Source organism: Psychrobacter sp. UBA3962 (genome assembly GCF_002385225.1).
GTDB lineage: Bacteria > Pseudomonadota > Gammaproteobacteria > Pseudomonadales > Moraxellaceae > Psychrobacter.
This window is the reverse complement of the sequence record NZ_DGDC01000043.1, coordinates 1-25959: the sequence shown is the minus strand read 5'-3', so window position 1 is coordinate 25959 and position 25959 is coordinate 1. Positions and strand designations below refer to the sequence as shown.

At 44.0% G+C, this 25959-nt stretch carries 19 protein-coding genes; 13 read left to right on the top strand and 6 right to left on the bottom strand.

Annotated features, from left to right (window positions below; genetic code table 11):
• Window positions 1-106 precede the first annotated feature (106 nt).
• Window positions 107-544 carry an RNA polymerase-binding protein DksA gene (gene dksA / locus B3S92_RS10370; protein WP_077450435.1) on the top strand — a complete coding sequence of 146 codons (438 nt, stop codon included), beginning with the start codon at window positions 107-109 and terminating at the stop codon, window positions 542-544.
• 43 nt (window positions 545-587) lie between these two features.
• Window positions 588-1547, top strand: a complete 960-nt coding sequence (gluQRS, locus tag B3S92_RS10365; RefSeq protein ID WP_296205748.1) for a tRNA glutamyl-Q(34) synthetase GluQRS — start codon at window positions 588-590, stop codon at window positions 1545-1547.
• 156 nt (window positions 1548-1703) lie between these two features.
• On the opposite strand, the gene ftsW is transcribed toward gluQRS, so the two are convergent.
• Window positions 1704-2912, bottom strand: a complete 1209-nt coding sequence (ftsW, locus tag B3S92_RS10360) for a putative lipid II flippase FtsW (protein ID WP_296205745.1) — start codon at window positions 2910-2912, stop codon at window positions 1704-1706.
• Between the two features lie 67 nt (window positions 2913-2979).
• Window positions 2980-4590 (bottom strand): UDP-N-acetylmuramoyl-L-alanine--D-glutamate ligase, encoded by a 1611-nt coding sequence (murD, locus tag B3S92_RS10355; RefSeq protein ID WP_296205742.1) that lies wholly within the window; start codon window positions 4588-4590, stop codon window positions 2980-2982.
• A 542-nt stretch (window positions 4591-5132) separates the two neighbouring features.
• On the opposite strand from murD, the gene B3S92_RS10350 reads away from it, so the two are divergent.
• Both B3S92_RS10350 and B3S92_RS10345 read left to right on the top strand, forming a co-directional pair.
• Window positions 5133-6641 carry a SulP family inorganic anion transporter gene (locus B3S92_RS10350; RefSeq protein ID WP_296205739.1) on the top strand — a complete coding sequence of 503 codons (1509 nt, stop codon included), beginning with the start codon at window positions 5133-5135 and terminating at the stop codon, window positions 6639-6641.
• A gap of 123 nt (window positions 6642-6764) precedes the next feature.
• The gene (locus B3S92_RS10345; protein WP_296205736.1) at window positions 6765-7625 is read left to right on the top strand and encodes a universal stress protein; all 861 of its coding nucleotides are present in this window, start codon (window positions 6765-6767) and stop codon (window positions 7623-7625) included.
• A gap of 163 nt (window positions 7626-7788) precedes the next feature.
• On the opposite strand, the gene B3S92_RS10340 is transcribed toward B3S92_RS10345, so the two are convergent.
• The gene (locus B3S92_RS10340) at window positions 7789-9060 is read right to left on the bottom strand and encodes an amidohydrolase family protein (protein WP_296205733.1); all 1272 of its coding nucleotides are present in this window, start codon (window positions 9058-9060) and stop codon (window positions 7789-7791) included.
• Window positions 9061-9149: 89 nt separating this feature from the next.
• Entirely contained in the window at window positions 9150-10340 is a 1191-nt protein-coding gene (locus B3S92_RS10335) for an MFS transporter (RefSeq protein WP_296205732.1), read from the bottom strand.
• A gap of 284 nt (window positions 10341-10624) precedes the next feature.
• On the opposite strand from B3S92_RS10335, the gene B3S92_RS10330 reads away from it, so the two are divergent.
• The 3 genes from B3S92_RS10330 to B3S92_RS10320 all read left to right on the top strand — a co-directional run bounded on the left by B3S92_RS10330 (window position 10625) and on the right by B3S92_RS10320 (window position 12701).
• On the top strand, window positions 10625-10759 hold the full coding sequence (locus tag B3S92_RS10330; protein WP_296205729.1) for a hypothetical protein: 135 nt from the start codon (window positions 10625-10627) through the stop codon (window positions 10757-10759).
• A gap of 242 nt (window positions 10760-11001) precedes the next feature.
• A complete protein-coding gene (locus B3S92_RS10325; protein ID WP_077450440.1) occupies window positions 11002-11340 on the top strand; it encodes a P-II family nitrogen regulator in 339 nt (112 codons plus the stop codon).
• A gap of 107 nt (window positions 11341-11447) precedes the next feature.
• Window positions 11448-12701, top strand: coding sequence for an ammonium transporter (locus B3S92_RS10320; RefSeq protein ID WP_296205726.1), 1254 nt, complete (start codon window positions 11448-11450; stop codon window positions 12699-12701).
• 91 nt (window positions 12702-12792) lie between these two features.
• On the opposite strand, the gene B3S92_RS10315 is transcribed toward B3S92_RS10320, so the two are convergent.
• The gene (locus B3S92_RS10315) at window positions 12793-13290 is read right to left on the bottom strand and encodes a YcgN family cysteine cluster protein (protein WP_296205725.1); all 498 of its coding nucleotides are present in this window, start codon (window positions 13288-13290) and stop codon (window positions 12793-12795) included.
• A gap of 348 nt (window positions 13291-13638) precedes the next feature.
• Here B3S92_RS10315 and B3S92_RS10310 point away from each other — a divergent pair, with 348 nt between their 5' ends.
• The 5 genes from B3S92_RS10310 (at window position 13639) to B3S92_RS10290 (ending at window position 21591) form a co-directional block, all read left to right on the top strand.
• A complete protein-coding gene (locus B3S92_RS10310) occupies window positions 13639-14376 on the top strand; it encodes a dienelactone hydrolase family protein (RefSeq protein WP_296205723.1) in 738 nt (245 codons plus the stop codon).
• A 239-nt stretch (window positions 14377-14615) separates the two neighbouring features.
• Window positions 14616-17759 (top strand): DUF2339 domain-containing protein, encoded by a 3144-nt coding sequence (locus B3S92_RS10305; protein WP_296205722.1) that lies wholly within the window; start codon window positions 14616-14618, stop codon window positions 17757-17759.
• Window positions 17760-17812: 53 nt separating this feature from the next.
• On the top strand, window positions 17813-18799 hold the full coding sequence (gene ylqF, locus B3S92_RS10300) for a ribosome biogenesis GTPase YlqF (protein WP_296205721.1): 987 nt from the start codon (window positions 17813-17815) through the stop codon (window positions 18797-18799).
• A 148-nt stretch (window positions 18800-18947) separates the two neighbouring features.
• Window positions 18948-20141, top strand: a complete 1194-nt coding sequence (mutY, locus tag B3S92_RS10295; RefSeq protein ID WP_296205719.1) for an A/G-specific adenine glycosylase — start codon at window positions 18948-18950, stop codon at window positions 20139-20141.
• Window positions 20142-20265: 124 nt separating this feature from the next.
• Window positions 20266-21591, top strand: coding sequence for a lytic murein transglycosylase (locus tag B3S92_RS10290; RefSeq protein WP_296205717.1), 1326 nt, complete (start codon window positions 20266-20268; stop codon window positions 21589-21591).
• Window positions 21592-21751: 160 nt separating this feature from the next.
• Here B3S92_RS10290 and B3S92_RS10285 read toward each other — a convergent pair whose 3' ends face one another.
• On the bottom strand, window positions 21752-22645 hold the full coding sequence (locus B3S92_RS10285; protein WP_296205709.1) for an acyl-CoA thioesterase: 894 nt from the start codon (window positions 22643-22645) through the stop codon (window positions 21752-21754).
• A gap of 433 nt (window positions 22646-23078) precedes the next feature.
• Between B3S92_RS10285 and plsB the strand changes: the two genes are divergently transcribed.
• The gene (gene plsB / locus B3S92_RS10280) at window positions 23079-25931 is read left to right on the top strand and encodes a glycerol-3-phosphate 1-O-acyltransferase PlsB (RefSeq protein ID WP_296205705.1); all 2853 of its coding nucleotides are present in this window, start codon (window positions 23079-23081) and stop codon (window positions 25929-25931) included.
• Window positions 25932-25959: the final 28 nt, after the last annotated feature.

The following is a 25959-nucleotide window of genomic DNA, read 5'->3' as shown; positions in this document are numbered from 1 at the left end:
AGTAAGAAGACCTTATATAATACTTCTCGCAATAACAAAAAAAATATGATATAAGAGTCAATTATTTAATTTGGCACCCCCTACTACATGGATATAGGAAATTGTCATGAGTCAAAATGCTATTGACGACCTAACAAATTTTAAGCCGTACGAAGTTGGTACAGATGAAGAATATATGTCTGATGCGCAACTTACCCATTTTGAGAACATTCTTAAGGCATGGAAGCAACAGTTAGCAGGTGATGCTGAAAGCACTAAGACCTACATTCAAGATGAGTCAGCTGCCCTATCAGACACTAATGATAGAGCCACTCAAGAAGAAGAGTTCGCTTTAGCGCTACGTACTCGTGATCGCGAGCGTAAGTTAATTCGCAAAATCGATAAGTCATTGGCAGAGATCAGCAATGGCGATTATGGTTTTTGTGAAACTTGTGGCGTTGAGATTGGCTTACGTCGTTTGGAAGCCCGTCCTACGGCGACTCAGTGTATCGACTGCAAAACTCTAGCGGAAATCAAAGAGCGTCAAAACTGGGGTCACTCTTAAGTCACTTTCAGTTATGCGTAACTGTTAGCGACTGCCTCTGGCTATGACAGCATCTAATGATAAACGGCCCACTGCCTGTCCTATTTATAGGCCAGCTGTGGGCCGTTTTGCTCCCTCACCCACTGGAGCCTTGCATCTTGGCTCGCTGACCACAGCCATTGCCAGTTATTGTCACATTAAATCTCTCAATGGAGCTTGGCTACTGCGTATCGAAGATACCGATCTTCAACGCTGCAGTACCCAATTCAGCGACCAAATTTTAATAGACTTAGAGAATTTAGGCCTGCACTGGGATGGGGATATTTGGTATCAGTCCGAGCGTATAGCTATCTACAATGAGCTATTGTATGAGCAGCTATTGCCTTACGTCTATGGTTGCAGCTGCTCGCGCAAAGCTTTGGCTGACTATGAAATCTACCCTAGATTTTGTCTGCCTGACCCTAAGACTGTAGCTTATGAAGCCCATAACCTATGCCCGCAGCAAAGGCAGCAACACTTAACAGATAAAAAGGTAAGAATTCAGCTGCCCAATCAAAGCATGGGGTTTATAGATGGTATTCAGGGTATACAGTGGTCTAATGCGCAACAAAGTTTAGGAGATGTGGTATTACGCCGCGCAGACGGTACCATTAATTACTTCTTGGCAGCCAGTATCGATGATGGTCTGCAAGGCATTACCCATGTTATGCGCGGGTTAGACATTTTGCCCTTAACCTCCGCCCAAATCTCCATCATGCATTATCTAGACTTACCCACTGTTGAGCACTGGTATCACTTGCCTTTGGTAGAAAACCACTGTGGTCAAAAGTTATCGAAACAAAACCTAGCCACTCCTATTGATACCGCTACCCTACCGAAGTGTCAAAAATTAATTCAAAAGGCGCTAACCTTGCTCAAACAGCCGGCAGTAGACTTAGATAAGCCAGAGGTTATGTTACAGCAAGCTGTGGCACAGTGGCAATTGGACCCCCTACAGCATCAAAGTGTGCTGGGTAAAGTATAGGCTTATATAATCCTGACTCAGTAAGTAAAACAGAAACAAAAAAGCCGTATAGCATGCTATACGGCCTTTTTGTTTCTAACTTCTCGGTTTAACTATACGAATTAACCATACTATCTATCCATTGCTAGATTTATCCCTTGGACTTAGTGGTTAGCATTAGTAATGCCGACATTGGGCGGCTGGTATTTTTGAGGTTTTCTTATGAATATTTAATAAGATACCCACCATCATTAAGCTAATCAACATAGAAGATCCTCCATAACTAAAGAAAGGTAAGGTCAGCCCCTTAGTTGGCATTAATCCCATGTTCATACCAGCATTAATAACGCCTTGGCCAATGAAAATTACCGCGAAACCAAAGGCGGTATAGCTCAAGCGCATTTGACGATTTTTTAGCGCTATATAACTAATACGCATGGCACTAGCTATTACCAAGGCTTCTAAAACCAATACGGTCATCACGCCTACGAAACCCAGCTCTTCAGCGGTAATGGCCAATAAGAAGTCAGTATGGGCTTCGGGTAGGTGAGCCAGCTTCTGTACACTTTCGCCATAACCCACCCCTGTTACTTCACCGCGACCAAAAGCAATTAAGCTGCGAGCCAACTGGTAGTCAGAGCCTTGAATATCATCAAAAGGATCTATGAAAGAACTAGCACGAGTCATGCGATACTCTTGGAACATTACCGCATAAGCCGCTCCCACTAAACCAAATAATAACAACAGTCCAGACTGACTCCAAGGCGCACCGGCCACAAAGAATATGGCTAAAATGACCCCAATAATGATGACTAATGACCCAAAGTCAGGCTGTGACAAAAACAGGCCAACCAATATCGTTACCACTGCACCCATTCGGAAGATACCCCCGTAACCATGGCGCACCTCTGTCCCTCGGCGCACCACAAAGTCAGCAGTAAACATCACCATTACAAGCTTAGCCAGCTCCGCCACCTGGAAGTTAAAGGGACCGAGCTCAATCCAACGCTTCGAGCCGTTAATAGCGTCTCCAAACATCAAAGTGGCCAACAATAATGCAATCACTATCAGCAGTGCTGAAACCAAAGTGAACATGTCATAGAGCCACAAAAGGCGTACTTTGTAGACCATAAGCCCGGCTACCAAACCCAAGCCCATGTACATTAATTGATGCTTAAAAAAGTAAAGCTGTTCAATATCATGCATATTGGCAAAAGGAATGGAGGCTGAGGCCACCATGATAAGGCTTAACACCATCAAGCAGCTGACGCTGGTGATTAACACACTTCCTGCTGACGGCATTGAAAAGACGCCGGTACTTTTTTGCTTACGTTTGGACAGAGCATTTGGCGTGTAGCCAGATGCATTAGCAGTATCTTTTGCCATAGGGTATCAACTGTACTTAAAACTATTTTTTAATAATTTTGGTTAATAAAATAAATAACAAATCAAACTAGGACTTCAATGCCGTAACTAGCTGACAAAAATGGTCACCGCGCTCATTGTAGCTACTATACTGATCCAGACTCGCACAGGCAGGAGACAGTAAGACTGCTGCCACTTGTGACAGACTGCTACTCAGTAACTGCTGAGACTTGTCCATGGCTTGATCTAAAGTCTGGTAATGATGCAGCTGCACCTCATCAGATAAGTCCGCTTGCTGTAAGTGCTCAGCGATCAGCTGACCATCTTCGCCAATTAATAGGATCTGAGTCACATACTTATTGATCAAAGGCGCCAACTCAGCAAAATTTTGACCTTTGCCCTGGCCACCTAATATCAGCATTAACTTGGTTTTACCATTGCTCTGACTACTATAGACAGAGCCAAGGCCTAAGATAGCCGCCATTGTCGACCCAACATTGGTGCCTTTGGAATCATTAAAGTAATCTATGCCTGCCACATTATCCACAAATTGACAGCGGTGTGGCAGTCCTGAAAACTCTTGTAACGTTTGCAGCATACTCTGCAGATCAATCCCCGCCAGCTCCCCTAAAGCGAGTGCCGCCAAAGCATTCACTAAATTGTGTTTGCCTTTTATTTTTAGCTTATCGGCTGCAATTAACTTTTCGGTGCCTTTGGCCAAATAAATACTGCCATCTTCTTCGGTAATCAGCCCATATTCTCCCAAGTCTGGGGCGTTTGAGCCAATGCTAAGTCGGGGCGTATTATCAGCAATTAATGGTCTAGATAACGCATCATCACGGTTCACCACAATAGACTGGGCGCCTTGGAATATACGGTGTTTGGCTTGATGGTAGCCGAGCATATCCCCATGACGGTCCAAATGATCCGGTGACATATTAAGTACTGTGGCTACTTTGGCCCCAAGATCAGTGACGGTTTCTAACTGAAAACTAGACAGCTCTAAAACTGCCAGCTCCATTTGGTCACCCAAGCTCTTATCTTCTAATAGAGTTAACGCGGGCACCCCGATATTGCCACCAACGCCGACTTTGATACCGGCCTCTTTGGCCATCAGCCCTAATAAGGTAGTTACGGTACTTTTGGCATTAGAGCCGGTTATAGCAACGATAGGCGCGCTGCAAGCTTCTTTAAATAGCTGAATATCGCTGACGATGGCAATGCCAGCTTGTTTGGCTCGGGCCACAGCGGGCGTGGTTAAGGCGACTCCTGGACTGATAATAATTCGTTCAGCCTGCATCAAAAGCTCAGCATCAATCTCACCGAAGGCTCGAATTTCGATAGCTGGATTTAATTGATCGGCTAATTTAGGGGCGGCATTGCCATCAGTAACCGCAACACTATAACCACGCTTTGCTAGATAGTTGGCGGTCGCCAAACCCGACTGTCCCAAGCCAATGACCACCTGTAGCCCACTGCCCTTTTGGATAAGCGCTGAAGGCAGGCTGTCAGATTTGGCAGCGCCTTGGTAATGGGTACTGGGCTGATACTGGCCCACACTTGAGGTCTGTTCAGCCTCAAAGTCTGCTAAGCCCTGAGGGTTATTATGTGATGTATTGCGTGACGTATTTTGTGACTTGTAAGCTGTAGGATCTACCGAAGGGCTATTGGCATCGGTTAGGATTGGGTCAGTACTCATGGTCTGTCCTTGTTTCTATATTGTGCTATGATGCACCCATTTTTGTAGTAGTATGTAGTCCCTATTTATTTTGCTGCTAATGGCACTAACTATTCAACCTGCATTGATTGCAGCTTGCTGTTATCGTCATAGAATAAATTAATGCTAAAATTAAAATAGGGTACTAAGTCGTTGCTAGGGGTAGAAGCTGGTTATTCTACCATGAGCCTAGCCTCAATGAACTGAATTTACTTACGTTTCTGTGCTCATATCATTGTTTTTTTAACAAGCTAAATTGGGCTATGTTTAGAAGCGTTGTCTCATACTGATATTTATCTCTTAATATCATTCCACTATAGCACCACTTAGGTGATGTGAATAATTTATGACAGTATTTGCGCAAGATAGCATACGCTTTATGAGCGGTATGGCCGATAGTCTACCGTAAATTTCGGTGGCAGGGTTTACCTTACAACTCCGGCCGCTTTCATCTGTTTTTTAGTTTCATATCGCTATAAAATACAACTTAACAAATAATCGACCCAAACACTATGCCGAAATCTATGCTTATAAAAGCCCCTTCCTTAAATACGCTAAAAGATGAGTGGTTTTCTAATGTGCGAGGTGACGTACTTTCAGGATTAGTAGTTGCCTTAGCCTTAATTCCTGAAGCCATTGCTTTCTCGATAATTGCCGGTGTGGACCCCAAGGTCGGGCTATACGCCTCGTTTTGTATTGCGGTAGTTATCAGCTTCGTTGGGGGTCGCCCAGGCATGATTTCGGCAGCCACAGGAGCCATGGCTTTGGTCATGGTCACTTTAGTTGCTGATCATGGTCTACAATATTTGCTTGCCGCCACCTTGTTGTGCGGGGTGATTCAGTTTTTTATGGGGGTATTTAAGCTAGGTAACTTGATGCGCTTTGTGTCTCGCTCAGTGGTCATCGGCTTTGTAAATGCCCTAGCCATCTTAATTTTTATGGCCCAGCTTCCTGAGCTTAACCCCGCTATGGAGCGAGTCGGCCTACCTGTATATCTGATGACCGCTGCAGGACTGGCCATTATCTACGGCTTTCCGCTTATCCCTAAGATTGGCAAAATTATTCCCTCTCCGCTGATTTGTATTGTCGGCTTAACCGCAGTGGCGTTGTATATGGGGTTGGATATTCGTAATGTGGGTGACATGGGCGAGCTGCCTGATACCCTGCCTATGTTCTTACTGCCTGATGTCCCTCTTAACCTTGAAACTTTATTAATTATTGCGCCTTATTCTATGGCATTGGCTGTAGTAGGTTTACTAGAGTCGATGATGACCGCCACCATTGTTGATGACTTAACCGATACCCCGAGTGATAAAAACCGCGAGTGTCGGGGTCAAGGTATTGCCAACGTCGCCTCAGGATTCTTCGGCGGTATGGCGGGTTGTGCCATGATTGGTCAGTCAGTTATTAACGTTAAATCTGGCGGACGCACCCGTTTATCTACCTTTATTGCTGGCGCGGTTTTATTAATCATGGTGGTATTCTTAAGTGATTGGGTCAGCCAAATTCCAATGGCAGCGTTGGTAGCGGTGATGATCATGGTCTCTATCGGTACCTTTAACTGGGAATCTATCCGTGAATTTAAGACCCACCCTATGTCGTTTAACGTAGTGATGTTGGCCACGGTCATTACCACCGTATTTACCCATAACTTAGCGTATGGGGTATTGGTGGGGGTGCTTTTATCCTCGCTATTCTTCGCCAATAAGATTGGTCAATTCTTAAGCGTGGTCAGTGAACTCGATGATGAAAACAATACCCGCTATTACTACGTGCAAGGCCAAGTTTTCTTTAGCTCAACGACTCAGTTTCTAAACAGCTTTGATACCAAAGAAGCCTTAGATGAAGTGATAATTGATGTGAGCCAAGCCCACTTCTGGGATGTCACTGCTGTAGACACTTTAGACAAACTAGTGATTCGTTTTCAACGCGAAGGAATTGATGTTAAAGTAGTGGGTCTAAACAGCGCAAGCCGCACCATTATTGACAAATTCTCAATTCATGACCGTCGTGATATCGGCTTACTAGACTAGAATGCTGTTAAAGCTAATCTCTGGTCTAATTTATAGCCCAATACAGTCAATCCCACTCTAGCCTTGCTTCAGTGGGACGCTTATTTTACGGAAAAGGGATGTCTCCCTATTTGAGTGATTTTTATGAGTAATTTAAGAGCGGACAGTGTTATTGCTTGTCTTGATGCTCCCAGCCATGTACAGGCGGTACTTGAGGCCAGTATGTGGGCTGCCAAGAACTTGCATGCCCCCATAGGTCTATTACACGCTGCCCCCACCGTACAGCATAAGGAAGCCTTGGATTATTCAGGGTACTTAGTTGCCGACGACGGCACTAACTTACTCAATCAGTTGACCTTGGAAGAGAAGGACAGTAATGGCAAACTGCGCGACCAAGGTCGATTACTGCTAAAGCGGGCGCATCGTTATTGTGAGCGTCACCAAGGCCGCTATAAGCATCAAATTTACTATCTACATCGCCATGCCTCTATTGCTGAAAGCTTAGATTATGTTGATGAAAGCGCGCAGCTAGTCGTGCTTGGCCACCAAGTCACTTGTAAAGACACGCTATCGCAGCTAATTCGTGCCAGCCGCTGCCCTGCTTTGGTCACTCATGAGAGCTTTAAAATTCCAAAGACCGCCCTTTTTGGCTTTGATAACCGCCCCACCTGTCATCACTTACTGGATTGGTTGTGTGATACCGCCTTAATTAGAAATTTGAATCTACATGTGGTGATGGTCGGAGAAGAAACTGAGCGCAACAAAGAGGCTCTACGTGAAGCGTATGCCCGCTTGACTCAGTCAGGAATTAACTGCAAAAAATCTTTGATAGCCGGCAATGACGTGACCAATGCCTTGATCACTTATCAGCACCAAAATAAGCTAGACCTATTGATTACCGGCGCTTTTGGTGAGTCTCGTTTGCATGAGCTGCTGCATGGTAGTAATACCCGTAAATTACTTAAAGCCAGTCAAAGCCCCTATTTGCTCTATCCCAAAATGTAGCTAATATGGGTAGCCAATAGTAACTATCAGTCCTAAAATCATTAGTCCTAAAACTATTAACCCTAAAACCATTACACCTAAAAAAGGTGAGCCCAGACAACTGCGTTATCTGGGCTCACCTTTTGAGTTTTAATCAAATGGGCTTACGTCGCCCCTCAATTACTTATTTGGTTTTTCTAAATAGATCCAGCTCAATGTCATAGCTGGGCTCTGGTTTCTTGAATAAGTAATTACCATTGCGAATCGATGCTAGCACATCTGCGCGCTGACGCACGGCTTCAAAGGGGGTCTCAGCATCCAACACTAAGAAGTTAGCGGGTTTGCCTTTTTCTAACCCATATTGACCTTCAACATTTAAGGTCTTAGCGCCATTATAGGTAATCAAATCAAGACAGGTATCTAGCTGATCAAAGGACATGGTTTGCGCTAAGTGAATCCCATTGTCCAAGATATTCATTAGGTTACCGTTACCGGCAGGATACCAAGGGTCATTGATTGAGTCTTGACCGAAACAAACGTTAATACCACTTTCCCAAAACTCTTTCACACGGGTTAAGCCACGACGTTTGGGATAGGTATCTTGACGACCTTGCAAGTAGGCATTCTCAGTAGGTAGGGCAATAAAGTTCATGCCAGATTGCTCAAACAGCTGCATCATACGAAACGCGTAAGCATCATCTGCAGAGCCGAATGAACAAGTGTGACTAGCAGCGGTACGGCTACCAATGCCTTCGACCATAACTAGAGCATTTAGCAATTGCACGTGACGGCTCATCGGGTCATCGGTTTCGTCACAGTGAATATCGATTAATTTGTCATACTTAATCGCCAGCTCTACCGCTTTACGCACCGAATCTTGACCAAACTCATAGGCCCATTCAAAGTGAGGAATACCCCCCACACAGTCCGCGCCCATCTTTAAGGCCTCTTCTACCAGCTCCTCTCCGCCTTTATAGGCATACATGCCTTCTTGTGGGAAGGCGACAATTTGAATGGTAACGTTGTCTTTTAGCTGCTCACGTACCTCTAACATCGCCTTTAGTCCAGTTAGATTAGGGTCACACACATCAATGTGAGTACGGATAAACTGCACCCCTTTTGACACTTCCTCTGCAATACCTTTTAGAGCGCGCTCTTTGGCATCTTCTAAAGTTTGCGTCTTCTTAACATCGTGCCAACGCGCAATCCCTTCAAATAAAGTGCCTGTATCGTTACCAGCGCCTTCATTTTTACCGGTATAAACATAGTCCAAATGCAGGTGAGCGTCGACATAGGGAGGCACAACCAGCCGTCCTTTTAAATCGATCTCTTCATCGGCACTGGGTAAGTTATTGCCAATGGCTTCAATTACCCCATCTTTGACTAGAATTTCAGTTGCTTGTTGCTGACGGTTGTTTTCATCACCATACACGGTGGCATTGATAAACTTTTTCATTATTTTCTCCTTTTTATTTATTTCATTTTTTATACCGCATTTTATGGGCATGATTTTGCTTGCGTTTAAAAGGCGGGTTTCTTAGCGTCCTACTCAGCTCCCAATGTCTTTTTGGCAAAAAGTGACAACAAGATGGCAGGGATAAAGCATAGAATCGATAGATAAACGATACCCATCGCGCCGAATTGGGGCAGATAAACTAAGATTAAGCCGGCCACCCAAGTGGCAATCATAATCGAAAAGTTAAACACACTAGACTGTACCGAAGTGGCGACTGCTTTGGCCTCTGTTACTTGCTTGCTGACGGCCGTCTGCCACATGGTCACTAACGGACCAAAAGCCAAACCCCATAGTAAGAAAGCAATGTGTGACCAGCCGTTGCTACCGCCAAATATCACAAATAGCAACATAGCCACGGTACCTGCCCCCAACATTGAGACAATCAAACCTTGTAGATGAGCATCAATAATACGGGCGGATAAAATGACCGAGATCACCGACCCAATACCAAAAATCAATAGCGCCAGACTAATGCCCCCTTGGAAGCTTAATGTTTCAACCAACAAGGTGATATAGGTATAAGTACTATAGTGGGCTACCACGGATAGGAAGGTCAGCACCAAAACAATCCACACTTGCGGAAGTTTTAGCATGGCAATCGGTGAGTTACTTTGAGTCAGCTTCTCGCCAGGGACATTAGGTAAGAATTTAGCGGCCAATAGGGCAATCAGTGCTCCCAAAGCACCGAGCAAGATAAACTCAGTCCTCCAGCCCATATGGGTACCAATATAGGTCATAAAAGGCAGCCCCAAACTCACCCCAAAAGTGTTACCGGCCATAATAATAGTAATGGCCCGTCCCTGTAAGTCCTCGGTGACCAAAGCAGCACCATAAGCGGCAATCATCGGCCACATAATACCAGCACAGATACCCCCAATAATTCGCATGGCCACAATTAGGTAGTAAGAAGAAGTCATTCCTACCACGACATTGGATAGGGAGAAACCTGCCAGCAGAATGAGTAATAGAGTTTTACGATTGACCGCTAGGGTCATACTGATAAGAGGAATGGCAAAGATTGCCGAAGCTAAGGCATAAATACCGACTAAGAAACCTACTTGGGTTTCCTCGATACCTAGACCTTGGGTCATTTGTGGCAAGATACCTGAAGGCACTAATTCAGAGAGAATACCTAGAAAAGTAACACTGGCCATAAGACCGAAGATAAACCACGAGATATGATCTTTTCTGACCACACTCCCTGTAGAATTTATAGACACACGCTTGTCTCCCATTAGATAAGCAGTTTAGAGATAGATTTATAGCTGAGTTGGGTGGGCAGTCTTTATGATAGTCAGCTGTTTATTACGCTAAGCGGTTTATTGCTTTTATTTATTAGTTAGCTATTTGCTTATTATTAGTTATTAGTTATTAATAGTTATTAAGTTTTTAGTATTATTTTTAACCTTAAACGCTTAGCCCTTTTTGCAAACCCATCCTTGGTCATAGCTCTATATTTATAATACAACACTATACCCACATTATCTGTAATGATTTGCTAGTTATGATAACCATAGGTAACCACAGTAACCGACAAGTAACCACTTCTAACCCCTGCTCAATCACGCCTTTTGCCTCTACGCTTAACGTCACTGAGGTATCACAAATTACTAACCAATGGCTAACCTTCTCTGATTAAACTTCGTTATAATAATTCGGTTATTGCTTGATATGGTGCATACTCATTTGGTGCACTATAAGTCTAAAACGCACTATTTTGATGCATTGTTAGCCCTAAAAACGTCCTCCCCCTTCGTTTTTAGTTGGCACAATTCTTGAAACAATGACATCAAAGACAATAGCTAAATAGACGTATTAACAAGCCGTTTGTTGTAAATCACTCAATCGAAATATTATCAAAGTCATTAATAAGGATCTGCTATGAAATTGATTACCGCTATATTAAAACCTTTTAAATTAGATGATGTGCGTGAAGCCTTATCTGAAATTGGTGTGAAAGGCGTTACAGTTACTGAAGTAAAAGGATTTGGTCGTCAAAAGGGCCATACTGAATTGTATCGCGGTGCAGAGTATGTGGTCGACTTTCTACCTAAAGTTAAAGTAGAAGTTGCGGTAACGGATGAGATGGTAGAACCTGCCATTGAAGCCATTACCCGTATTGCAAGTACCGGAAAAATTGGTGATGGTAAAATCTTTATCTCCCCTCTAGAGCAAGTTATTCGTATCCGTACCGGTGAAACAGGTCCTGACGCCATCTAAGCTGTTATCGATCACAGCGCTCATTTCGGCCTTTAAGGTCAAGAACTTAAATCGCCACTACAAATGACATCCTGACAATCTCGATCGCATTCCAAGGGGGAATCTTCATGCAAAACCAGATTTTTGAACTACAGTACGCTCTCGACACTTTCTATTTCTTAATGTGCGGCGCCTTAGTCATGTGGATGGCGGCTGGCTTTGCCATGTTAGAAGCAGGCTTGGTTCGTGCCAAAAACACCACTGAAATTTTGACCAAAAACGTTGGCCTATTTGCCATCGCTTGTACTATGTATTTGATGTGTGGCTACCACTTTATGTATGACGGTGGCTTCTTCTTAAGCGGTATCTCTGGAGGCGAAACCCTTGTGGCAGATGCTCTGGCCGCTTCAGCAACCAATGGCTTTGACGGCGATGCGGTTTATTCACAAGCCTCTGACTTTTTCTTCCAAGTGGTATTCGTCGCCACCTGTATGTCTATCGTCTCTGGGGCAGTAGCAGAACGCATGAAGCTGTGGGTATTCTTCGCCTTTGCGGTAGTGATGACCGGCTTTATTTACCCTATGGAAGGCAGCTGGACTTGGGGAGGCAATCCAGTGCCTTTCATTGGTGAGCTTAACTTTAGCGACTTTGCAGGCTCTGGCATTGTACATATGGCGGGTGCGTCAGCGGCATTGGCCGGCGTGTTATTACTCGGGGCGCGTAAAGGTAAATATGGCAAAAATGGTGAAATTCGCGCCATCCCTGGTGCCAACCTACCTCTAGCCACTTTGGGTACCTTTATCCTATGGATGGGTTGGTTTGGCTTCAACGGCGGCTCGGTGCTAAAGCTGGGCGATATTAACAGTGCCAACTCAGTGGCGATGGTGTTCTTAAATACCAACGCTTCAGCAGCAGGCGGTGCTATCGGCGCCCTATTGCTTGCCCGTATTATCTTTGGCAAAGCGGATTTAACCATGCTATTAAACGGGGCCTTGGCCGGTCTTGTGGCCATTACTGCAGAGCCATTAACCCCTACTCCGGTACAAGCCACTTTATTTGGTTTAACTGCTGGTATCTTGGTAGTGTGCTCAATCTTAGCTTTAGATAAAATGAAAATCGACGATCCTGTCGGTGCTATCTCGGTGCATGGTGTGGTCGGTCTATTTGGGGTATTAATCGTACCGGTTACCAATACAGATGCCACCTTCTTAGGTCAGCTTGGCGGTGCAGCCGTTATTTTTGCCTGGGTATTTAGTGCAAGCTTAATCGTTTGGGGCATCTTAAAAGCTGTGGTGGGATTACGTATCTCTGAAGAAGAAGAATATGAAGGCGCTGACTTGTCAGAATGTGGACAGGAAGCTTATCCTGAGTTTGTTAACTAGTCATTGATTATTAGAGTCCTCTGTTAGTACATCAATACAGAAAATAAAAAAGGAGCCTTAGCGCTCCTTTTTTTGGTGTTTAGCTTAGAGCCTACGCCTGTATCCAGCGCACAATACGCTCCTCAAGATCCTCTTCATTGACCTGCTTCTCACTAACACAGCGCCCTGCCACGCCCACACCCGACTCGCGCATGCCTTGCTGGGTCAGTGCTATATCTTGAGTCAATAACAAGTGCCAGTCAGGTAAGCCTTCGCCCAAATATATTCGCTTATAAGCGCAGTTGCTCGGCAGCCACATCATATCTGGCAATTTATCCGCGGTTAAAGACACACACTCAGGCACAAACTGCTGACGATTCTCATAATTTGAGCAATAGCCCGTGCTACAATCGAGCAACTTACAGGCCACATCCGTATACTCCACTTCATAAGGCGAGTCAGGGTCATCCAAGAATTTCTCCAGACAACAGCCGCCACAGCCATCACACAAAGCTTCCCATTCCGCTGTGGTCAGCTGCTCTAGGGGATATTTTTCCCAGAAATTTGCTCTTAACTGCTCATCACCCACGATAATTCCTCGATTTGTCATTTAACCTGTAACTTAGCTATTTTCTTGTTAACTAATTTCTTTGCCTCAAGCTATCTCTTAGGCTCCTACCTAAGCAATAGACAGCAGACTAATAGATTAGGCTTTGGGAATCAATACAAAACGACAGCAAGCTGTAAATCCTGTTCACATTTCTTAAGTCGAAACTGGCAGTTATCTTTGTTATGTTATTAGAAGTGAAATCCAAAGCCCTCATTATAAATGGCTATAAAGGGCTATGAATGACTATAAACGGCCATAAACGATCATGAGCCGGCTTTTATAAAATGTCTTGCTATAGAGTGTATTGCATAAAAAAAACAAACCCATAAATTAATAAGGACATAACCGATGAGTATTAAAACTTACGAAATCAAAACCACAGCTGACTATGGCATGGAGCTGATCAGCTATATTGCTCTTCCAGAAAATGCCAGTGATGAAAACTCAGTGCCAGGCATCTTAGTTGCCCCAGAATGGTGGGGCGTGGTTGAGCACCCTCGTAAAGTCACTGAACGCTTAGCTGAAGCTGGATTTGCTGCTATTGCAATGGATGTCTATGGTGAAGGTAAGCTGACCACAGACGCGGCCCAAGCCAATGAATGGATGACGCAAATGCTAAATGACCAAGATAAATTAATGGGTCGTTGCCGTGCGATATTAGACGACTTTGCCGACCAGCTTCCCGTTGATGGCAATCGTTTGGGGATAGCTGGCTATTGCTTTGGCGGTAAAATTGGGTTAGATATGGCCCGTGAAGGCATGCCTCTTAAAGCTGTCGCCACTTTCCATGGTAATCTATCCCCGAAGCAGCCGGCTGAAAAGGGCAAATTCAAGGCTAAAGTTTTGGTAGCTCATGGTCGTGATGACAGCATGGTCTCAATGGAAGATGTTGAGAGCTTTAAACAAGAAATGGACAATGCCGGTGTCGACTACACTGTGGATGTCTATGACAATGCTAAGCATGGCTTTACCAATCCCAATGCTGACAAACGTGCCGCGGATAATGGCGTGGACTTAGGTTACAACGAAGCTGCAGCCAATGAAAGTTGGGATAAAATGATTGCCTTTATGCGTGACACGCTGTAACAGCTAGCTACTGTCTATCAATAGTAATCAGCAACAGTTTATCCGCACCGTAAGCCTTTAAGCTCAACACAGCTTAAAGGCTTTTTTGATGTCTATTAGATAAAACATTTTATTGAAACCCTCACTCTAAATGTAATATATTTAGTTTAACTTATCATAGCTGTAAGTATTCCCTTACTTGTGTTTTTAATCGAATAAGGTCATTATCACTCTAATTTATATAATACTTGGTGGCTCAAATGTTGGTTATTTTTTTGGTGGTAACTGTAGCCCTATTGCTGTACATAAGTTATAAGTTTAATGCTTTAAATAAAAAAATAACTGGCTTACAGAACGACCTACAACACCTCACTGAACAAGTGGCTAGCCATCAAAATACTTTAGCCGAAAAAGAGACCGCTAAACCTGCTGATGACTTTATTCCTATCCAACATGTATCACCAGAAGAAGATTCAATAGCTAGCGATGCCATTAGAGCCGAGCAAGACCATCAACAAAATATTACCCAAGTTTCCAATACCCCTACCGACAATATCAGTAACGACAATATTAATAACGACAATAGCACCACCGACAAAACAGTCACCGAGTCCCGACCCGTTTCAGAAGAATACTCTACTCCTGAAACCGCTGAGCAACACCCATCTGCTGAAAACAGCGCCCCAATAACCGCTACCCCTGCACGGACTAACGCTAGTGCTAGACAACAAGCACTCAAGTCCTCTCATAAGCAACTTCAACCGGATGAGCAATCTACTGCGATCGTAACCTCAGTGGTGCATTCCTTAAAGCATTTGTTTTTTGGCGGCAACTTAGTGGTTCGCGTCGGAGTCATCGTTCTTTTAATAGGCGTGGTGTTGTTGCTACGCCTATTAAGCGACTATATTGAAATATCTATTGAACTAAAATTGATAGCAATAGGTACTGTGGGTCTTGCTATAGCTGGGCTTGGGCTGAAGCTGGTTAAAAATAGATTCACTTATGGTATGACGCTGCAAGGGGCTGGGTTAGCGATTGCTTATCTCAGTACTTTCTTTGCCTATCAAGTATACGAGGTGTTGCCCAGCCTGCCTAGTTTTGTGCTGTTAGGTACCTTGTCAGCCCTTACAGTTATACTTGCTGTGCGCCAAAATGCTTTCCCACTTGCCTTATTGGCCTTTTCAGGGGCGTTTTTAGCGCCTTTATTGACCAACAGTAATATCGGTAACTTGACCACTTTATTCAGTTATTATTTATTATTGAATGTCGCTATTGCAGTTATTGCTCATTATCGCACCTGGAAGGTTTTAAACTTACTGGCAGCCACTGTGACCTTTGGCTTCGCATACTTCTTAGGTTTAGTAGATACCTTTCATGCTATTGATGATTTTAGTACCCAGCGTTGGTCTTTAGTGGGTCTAGTAACCTTACATTGGTTATTGTATGTGTTCGTAGTCATTCGCTACGCCCAGCAGCTACTGACCTATAATGAACAAGTCGTGATAAATCCTTCTGCAAAGGATTTAAACCATGAGCTTATAGAGTCTGCATCGGAGGATAGCAAATCGTCATTTGGCTACTTCAATTTTTATAAAGACAGCTCTTATAAATCTGGCTCTTATAAAGACAGCAATACCGCCTTTATTATTCCCATTGATGTCAGCCTAATGTTTGGGGTGCCTCTATTGGCGTTTGGGTTGTTATCTACCCTACTTAGCGACATTGATAATGCCTTGACTATCGCCAGTGCTATCATAGCGATTGCTTATTTAGGGTTGGGGTCGTTTTTTGTGTTGAAAGACAAAAACAATGCCAATCAACACCGTTATACCCCGTTAATAGAAGGCATGCTGGCGTTAGGGTTTGGTTTCTTGGCTTTGATGATTGCCATAGCCTTTGATGCCGAGTGGACAGCCTGTGGTTGGGCTATACAAGGGTTGGCACTGGTTTGGTTTGGAAGACAATCTCTTCGTGGCTGGACGGTGTTATTGGGGATATTACTACAAGGACTTGCCTTGGCTCTCCTACAGCCTTTATTTGATTACTATAGTGCTCCAGCCCCAAGTACCCTGTCTCTTACTATCTCTGCTATGGGGTGTCTAGCCTCGGTATTTATTTTACGCAATGAGAATAATCCTATCCAGCCTGATTATGAGGCGCCCACCAAAGAGAAACCCTTACTGGCCAGCGTAAATACCAAAAGCCCTATATTCCAGCTGATATGGTCAAACTCTTTTGTGGATATGTTAACGGTTGTCAGCATGATGTGGGGACTCATTGTTACGGTTCTCATCATCGACGACCATATGGGCAACTGGATAGATAGCCTAACCCGAGTGATTACCTTTGCCTTATTAATAAACCTTATTGGCTACTTTGTCATAGATAAATATCGTCAATGGAACCTTGTCACCACTATAAGTCATGCTTTTTTAGGGTTGTTTTATCTGGCACTGCTAACCACTGTCTTTTTTCATTTTGAGTACGATGATGCCACCACCTCATCATTCTGGCCACTATTCATAGCTTTGGTAATGGGGTGGTTACTCGTTGGACAGCTATGGATTAAGCGTTGGTATTATGCCGATAAGGCCACAAACTTTGATACCGTAACTTGGTTAATGACGGGAACCCTTTTAATAGCCCAGCTCAGTTATTATCTATTACCCCATTCAAATGGGGTCATGACCGTACTTATCACTGGCATTGGGTTAATAGCGTTAATCCAACTGTGCTTGAGGAAAAAGCTCAATACTCCTCCATGGTTTAATTGGCAGAATGCTCTGTTAGGCTGTGGCTTGTTATTTATCCCTCTATTTGTCATCTGGGCTATCTATAGTAACTGGACTCACGATGGCATCGTATGGGGTTTAGCCTATCTACCTGTGGTAAACTTATATGACCTATCTTTAATTACTGTAGTGGCTTACCTGATAAGTACCCATTATTTGACTATCGGCCAGAATCAGAAACTGATTAAGGGCAACAATCTACTGTTAAAGATTGCGGGGCTTCTCGGTTTTTGGTTACTATCGAGTGTATTAATTCGAACTTTACATGCCTATTTAGGCACCCCACTTTGGTACCAAGGGGCTTGGCTTGATGAGCAAGTACAAACCGCGCTGACTATCTTTTGGACGCTTACTGCTCTAGTGTTAACCATCATTTCCAGTCGATATCAAAAACGCTTTTGGTGGTTTATGGGGATTGGTTTATTAGCTATCGTGGTCTTGAAGTTGGTGGTAATTGACCTTTCTCAAACCGATACAATCTGGCGAGTGGTCTCCTTCCTTGGCGCAGGTAGCTTGATCCTGCTTATCGGTTATCTGGCCCCTCTTCCTCCAGAACAAGATGAGAACAAAACTGAGCTTGAGCCAGAAACAGATAAGCACAACGGTAATTAAAAGATACCCTATTTAAAAGCTTAATCTAGATTTAACAATGGATAAAATCAATAATGAGTCAGTACAACTTACAAGCCCCCAATAGCATTCAATGGTTTCCGGGCCACATGAACAAGGCCCGCAACGAAATCAAAGAAATTATGCCTGATATGGATGTGGTCATTGAAGTCATCGATGCCCGTATTCCCTTCAGTAGTGAAAACCCTATGGTTACTGCACTACGCCACAATGAACATGGTTTTCAAAAGCCGGTCATAAAAATTCTTAACAAGGCAGATCTGGCAGATCCTGAGCTCACTCAAGCATGGATTCAAGATCTGGAACAACAAAGCCAAGTCAAAGCCATCGCTTGTGATGACAATAAAGCCAACGATGTTCAAAAGATAATACAGCTCTGTAAACAGCTTGTCCCTAATAAAGTGGGTACTGGCAGACAAATCAAAGTGCTTATTATGGGGATTCCAAACGTCGGAAAGTCGACTCTAATCAATACTTTAGCCGGACGTAGTATTGCCAAAACAGGCGACGAGCCCGCGGTCACCAAGTCGCAGCAATTGATTAAAATCGATAACGACATCATGCTGTATGACACTCCTGGTATGCTGTGGCCGAAGATTGAAAACCCACACTCTGGCTATCGCTTAGCCGCCACAGGGGGGATTAAAGATACTGCCTTTGACTTTGATGATGTCGCCAGCTACACCGCAGAATATCTGATTAAAGCTTATCCAGAGCTGTTAAAAGAGCGTTATAAATTGGACGACTTACCCGAAACCGACTGGGAGTTTTTTGAAGCAGCGGGCCGCAGCCGGGGCTTTCTGAAAAAAGGCGGCGTGGTCGATATCTACCGTATGGCAGAGATACTCGTTAATGAGCTACGCAGTGGGCAAATAGGTCGCATTACTTTGGAAACACCCGCTATGCGTGACGAGGAATTCAAGCTGGTCGAAGCCTTACGTGCCCAAGCCGAAGAAAAAAGACTGGCGCGAATCGAAGAGAAAAAACTGCGTAAGAGACGGGCTCGTAAGAACCGCAAGTAGAGCCCATCTTGCCAGCTCGCTATAGTGCTGCCAGCAACCTAGCGTCTGTTACTCATTTGACCCAGACGGACTGCTAGCATCCCTGTCAAACTTAACTATCAAGTTTATAGTTTCAAACTCTCTACTATTACCAAGTAAAGGAACTTAATTGCCAACACTGTTCAATCATAGCGAAGCTGAACTCGACAGCTTCGCTCCGCGTATTCTAAATTGGTTCGATGATTACGGCCGCCATGACCTGCCTTGGCAACAGCATAAGACCGATACCCCAAGCGCTTATATCGTTTGGCTGTCTGAGGTGATGCTACAGCAAACTCAAGTCGCCACCGTTATCCCCTATTTTCAACGCTTTATGGCCTCATTTCCAACGGTGCAAGACCTAGCCACTGCAGAATGGGATAGTGTCGCTGAACATTGGGCAGGTTTGGGGTATTACGCCCGTGCCCGCAATTTACATAAAGGCGCTAAGCAACTGGTAGAGATTATTAATGAAACTGGTGACTTTCCACAAACGGTAGAAGGCTGGGAGGCTATTTCAGGCGTCGGACAGTCAACGGCTGGGGCAATTGTCGCCATGGGCTTACATGGCTATGGGGTGATATGTGATGGTAATGTTAAACGAGTAATAACTCGCTGGGCCGGTATTGACGGCGATATTACCAAATCTGCCACAAATAAAGAGCTGTGGGCCCTAGCAGAGCGCTTAACTCCTATTGAGGACAGTGGACACTTCGCTCAAGCCATGATGGACATGGGCGCCACCTTATGTACCCGTCGTAACCCTAATTGTGGTCAGTGCCCTATTCAAGCAGATTGTATTGCTAGGCATGAGGGCAAACAGGAATCCTACCCAGTCAAAGCCAAAAAGAAACCTAAGCCCAGCAAGTTTAGTCATGCCCTAGTAATAACTGACCCCGATAATAAAATCTTGTGGTTACAGCGCCCTGATAATGGTATTTGGGGTGGGCTATGGGTGTTACCCTTACAGTTTGAGAAAAAGACTTTAGGTAAAAAATTGCTTTCTACTGCTGAGGAAGATAGCGCTTATGAGTCTGAAAATAGTCTAGCTGAACAGATTGTGGACAAGTGGATGGAGGATAACAACTTAATTGCCATCTCTATCAATGATGGCTTACTAGAGGCTGCTCCGATTAAACATACCTTGACCCATTTTCATTGGTATCTACAGCCACAAACGCTGGCTTTATCTGCTAAGCAAGCTGAGCAATTAACCAGACTGCTTACAGAAGCCGATATTAATTCGCGGTGGTTACCCGCTAATGAGGCAGAACAAACGCTCGGCTTACCCAAAGCGATGCTTAAAGTTTTAGAGGCGCTCTAGCCGTGTGAAGTACAACAGCCATCGACTTTACAGCCATTTATTGATAAAGTGCTTTAACCTAATTTTTATAATAGCGTTAATAGCTTACCTTTTCCTAACAAACCTATGTGTGAGACCCTACCCTATGATTCAGACCAATAGCTTAAAAACCAATAACCAAAACAAACTCACCCTGCTAAAAAGTGTGCTGACGCTTGGGCCTGCCATTTTTCTTGCCAGCTGTGCCAGCCAAGCCCCAATTCAACAAGTTCCTGTTAGTAAACCTGCTCCTGTGGTCATTGTTAAGCCTAAACCTCAGCCAGTACCACAGCCTAAGCCTGCTCCTGAGCCAAAAGCAACTTATAGCAGCTTCTCTGAGTGGAAATCAGACTTTACTACGCGTGCCATTAGCCAAGGTTATAACGCTTATGATGTGAGCCGCATTCTAGACTCAGCCCAGTTAAACAGTCAGGTAATCTCATTAGATTCTAACCAAGCCGAGTTCGTAAAAATGCCTTGGGACTATGCGGATTCTGCAGTGTCTGGTGGACGTATCAACACCGGTAAAAGTAAATTTAACGAGCATCGCTCATTACTAAGCCAACTTGAATCTCAGTATGGGGTGAATGCTGAAATTATCACTGCCATTTGGGGTATGGAATCTTCTTACGGTGCAGGTACGGGTAACAGCTATATTCCAAGTTCACTGGCGACCCTAGCCTATGATGGTCGCCGCCGTGCTTGGGCAGAAGACCAGCTGCTGGCCTTAATCAAACTTATCCAAAATGGGGACATTTATCCCTCACAACTCAACGGCTCATGGGCCGGTGGTATGGGTCATACTCAGTTTATTCCAGGTACTTGGTTGGAGTTCGGTGTGGATGGGAACGGAGATGGACGCCGTAGCCCTTGGGCAACCGCGGATGCGCTGTCTTCTACCGCTAATTATCTAAGTAAGTCAGGCTGGGTACGCGGTCTATCCCCATTCTATGAAGTAACTTTGCCTGCAAACTTTGACTTTAGCCTATTGGGTCAGAAGCTGCCTGGATCAAGCTGGCGTAATATGGGCATTGGCCCAATAGACGGGGCTTACCTGGATGCCAACACTTCATTTGAAATGTGGCTGCCTGCCGGTAAGGACGGCCCTGCTTTATTATTAAGCCCTAACTTCGATGTCATCAAGGTTTACAACAACTCTTCAAACTATGCGTTAGGGGTTAGCCTACTGGGCCGAGGTATCAACGGTCAGTCTGGTATTCAAAAGTCATGGCCTCGTTATGAGAAACCGCTAACCACCACTCAAGTTCGTAACCTACAACAGCGTCTAACCAACGCCGGTTATGATACCCAAGGGGTGGATGGCATCATGGGTACCAATACCCGTAACGCTTTTGCTCGCTGGCAAGCCGCCAATGGTCAGACGCCTGATGGCTTTGTTACCTTAAATAGTGCCTCTTCTTTAATTTGGTAATGGCTCACTTTTAACAAAAGCTGGTCTAAAACCAAAAATAGCCGTTCATGAATGAACGGCTATTTTTTTACTGTCAATCTTGTGACTATCAATCTTATAGCAGCTGTTGGCTTAAAGAAAGGTAATACTACTTACTCTAGCCTATCTATACTCTGCCTAACTATCCGCGTAAGCGCATCAAACCTTCTTGTTGCACCGTGGCCACCAAATTACCATTTTGCCAAAACTGACCATGATTCAGTCCTTTTGAATGAGAGGTGGTATCGCTCCACATGTCATACAGCAACCACTCATTGATATCAAAAGGACGGTGGAAATGCATTGAATGATCAATACTGGCCGCTTGTAGTCCTTTGGTCATAAAGCTAATACCATGTGACATCAGCCCCGTACCTACCAAATAATAATCTGAGGAAAACGCCAATAAGGCCTGCTGTATCGCCATGGGTTGCTCCCCCAGTTCACGGATACGCAACCAGTTGGCTTGTTTGGGTTCCATAGGCTCTGGATAGACAGGGTCACGTGGTTTAACCGGTTTAATTTCAACATGACGGGGGCGCATAAAACGCTCACGTAATGGCTCTGGAACGCTACCGACATGGTGTTCTTTTAATGACTGCTCCGATTCTAGATCCTCAGGTGGGGGATAAGCGGGCATTTCTTCTTGATAATCTAGCCCTCCTTCCATCGGAGAGAAAGATGCAATCATGGTAAAAACAACTTGCTCCAACCGACTGCCCTGTTGGTCCTCTTTGTATTGTATCGCCGTTACTTCTCTTGCAGATAGACTACGACCATCTCGCAAGTGACGAACTTTATAAATGACTGGCTGATTAATATTGCCACCGCGTAAAAAATAGCCATGCAAAGAATGACAAGGCTTATCTTCCTCTAAAGTATGAGCCGCAGCCATAATGGCTTGAGCCAATACTTGACCACCAAAGATGCGCTTTCCTACATAATCAAAGCTCTCTCCTTGGAATACATCAGGAGCCACTTCAGTTAATTTTACGGTGTTTAATAATTGATCAACAAGCTGTTTATAATCAGACATTTGTCTCTCCAGCAACCCTAAATAATCTTACCCTGAGCCCCAAGGGATTCTATTTGTCCCTTGCGATACGGGTAACATTATACAGATTATGTTAGTGTAAATAATAATACTTATCGTAAAGAATGGGTTTGATGCAAAAACTAAGATCAGCTTAACTGACCTTAAAGCTTGATCATCGTTTAAAATTTCAGAATTAGTTAAGGCTTTAAAATGGAATCGTAATCGCCTTAGAACTAAAACAGGATAACCTGATATTTAGTTAACAGTTAATAGTTACTTTTTGGCACAAATTAGATTTTGAATAAAAAGCATCAAAGCCGCCAATGCCCTATAATAAAGCCCTAACCTTATCTTTTCAGCGAACAACTGTATTACTTTATTGTATTTTATGGCAATATAGCCTTATCATTATTAATAGGTTTGACTAATACTTATGTTACCATCTCGCTTAATGCACTCTTTAAAAAATCGCCTAAAAAAGCAGCGCCAAGCCCAAAAAAAGACTAAGAGCACTGCCTCAAATGCTCAACGCTCTGCTTTGAGCTTACAAGAGCAGGCGGCTCAAGCCAGTGCCGCTATATCTCGCTCTGGCCGTTCTGTAAACCAGCTATACCGAAAACTTTCTGGTAAAACGCTAGATTTGGCAGTGAAGCCCAAGGTTATTGGCGACTTACCCACAATCAGTACTGAAGAGGGAGCGCTGACCTTTTATGTATTACGCGAGTACTCACGCTCTAATAGTATTTTAGTCGACTTACAGACCAAAGAGCATGACTTTCCCCCTGCTTTGGTAGGTGTTGAGAGCCCTGCTTTTAATATTAATGAAAATGCGGCCATTATTTTTCTAAACCATCCTAATGCCGATGGTCGTAAAGTGTCTCCCCGATTGGCCCGCCTAGTCACAGCTTGTCGTGAAAACCCAGCCATAAAAATTAATCTAGTACCGGTATCAATTTTATGGGGACGTGCGCCAGATAATGAAGACTCTTTGTTTAAGCTTTTAATGGCTGATAACTGGGAAGAGCCTTCTATTACCAAACAGCTGTTTAACATCGGCATGATGGGACGGGATACCTTCGTTCAGTTCCACCCCCCTCAATCTTTGCATGATTTAATAGACTCCTTGTCTACGCCAAGTACCAACTCTACTGAGCAATCACAGCAGCTGACTCAGAAATTATTTGATGCGGTGGATTTAAAAGACAGTGAGCTGTCAAACAGTGACAGAGAACTGCTACTTCAGGCCAAAAGAAACGTTGAAGCCAATGGCCTATCGACCTCTACTGCTCTGGTTACTGCCTCGGAAGCTAATTTTAGCTTAGCCCTATTGGTACAGCACAAGCTAAATGCTTATTTAGACAGCCAGCGCCAAAGCATGATTGGCCCAGACTTGTCGGATAGACGTAACTTAGTAGACAAACTGATTAACTCCCCTGCGATTAACTATGCTTGCCAAAAAGAGGCAGAAGCGGAAAACATTAGCTTCGATGAGGCCAAAAAACGGGCTCGGGGTTATATCAACGAAATAGCCAATGATTATAATTACTCCGTTATTCGCTTCTTTTATAGATTCTTGACTTGGTTGTGGACTCAGCTTTATGACGGTATTGAGGTGCATCACTTCGAGCAAGTCCGCGAATTAGCCACAACTCATGAACTTATTTATGTGCCTTGTCACCGAAGCCATGTTGACTATCTACTGCTGGGTTATGTTATTTTTGAGAAGGGCTTAAGCCTACCGTATGTGGCTGCTGGAAATAACCTAGACGTTCCCGTACTTGGCCCTATATTACGTAATGCCATTGCCTTCTATATCCGCCGTAGCTTTAAAGATAATGAGCTATACAAAGCGGTCCTGCGTGAATATCTACACACCCTAATCCAGCGCAATACGCCTATTGAGTACTTCATCGAAGGCGGTCGCTCTCGTTCAGGTCGCCTATTACCGCCTAAATTAGGCATGCTCTCGATGACCGTGCACAGTCATTTACGAGGCTCAAACAAGCCTATGGCCTTTATTCCAACCTATATTGGCTATGAGCGTATCATGGAAGGCGGTACTTATATTGGGGAGCTAAAAGGCAAACCAAAAGAATCAGAGTCGGTACTGGGCTTATTAAAAGTCAGCCGTAAAATTGAGCGTATCTTCGGTCACGTCCATCTAAGCTTTGGTACTCCATTGCTGATGGAGGACTTCATGGAGAAGTTTGACGTAGAGCCTAATAGCTTACCGGCCGATCGTACTGACACTCCCCTTAGTAAAAATGCCATGGCTATGGTCGACAACCTTGGCGTTAAAATCATGCAAAATATCAATAAAGCGGCGGTGGTTAACCCCATCGCGCTGCTATCCTTGGTATTACTGTCTACCCCGAAAGCTGCTCTAGATGAAGACAGCTGTCGTGAGCAATTGGCTCTTTATCAAAGAATAGCCCATGGTTCGCCGTATTCTGAAAGTACTATCATTACCGATATGTCGCCACAATCTATCATTGACTATGGCATTAAGCTGAAACTGGTAGAGCGTACGCCGCATATCCTAGGCGATATGATCAAAGTGTTACCGAAACAGATGGCTATCTTAAGTTACTTTAGAAACAATATTCTACATGTGTTTATCATGTCATCTTTCCTAGCTTCCCTAGTGTATAGGAATGGTCGTATCCAGCGCGAACACTTAGAAAGCATCGTCACTCAGCTTTATCCTTTCTTACAAAGTGAGTTGTTCTTATATCGTGCGGCTCGTAACTTGCCAGATATGATTGATGAAAAGTTGAATAACCTGATTGAACAAGGGATGGTGGTTGACTTAGGCAATGGTGTAATTGGCACCCCAGAGAAAAACAGTGAGCAATATCAGCAATTAGATATGCTAGCCACTCCGGTATCTCAGAGTCTTGAGCGTTACTTTATGTCTTTGGCATTATTAGCCCAACAAGGCTCAGGTAATTTAACGGCTGAACAGGTGGTCGACCTATGTCACTTATTGGGTCAACGTCTGTCTGTATTATATGCAGATGACATCCCTGACTTCTTTGACCGCGCTTTATTTACCAGCTTTTTAAACACCTTAATTCGCTTAGATTATGTACAAAATGATCCAGAAACGGGAGTACTGACCTTTGATGAGCGTATTAATAATATCGCACGCCATGCTCATTACATTCTAAATCCTGACATCATGCAGATTCTGCAACATGTGGCTACGTTAGATGAAGATGAGATTAACCATGCGATCAGTGAAATCAATAATAAAAAACTAAGCAAGTTTAGTCGTAAGCGTTAACATTTTTATTTTGTCTCGTCCTGAAATA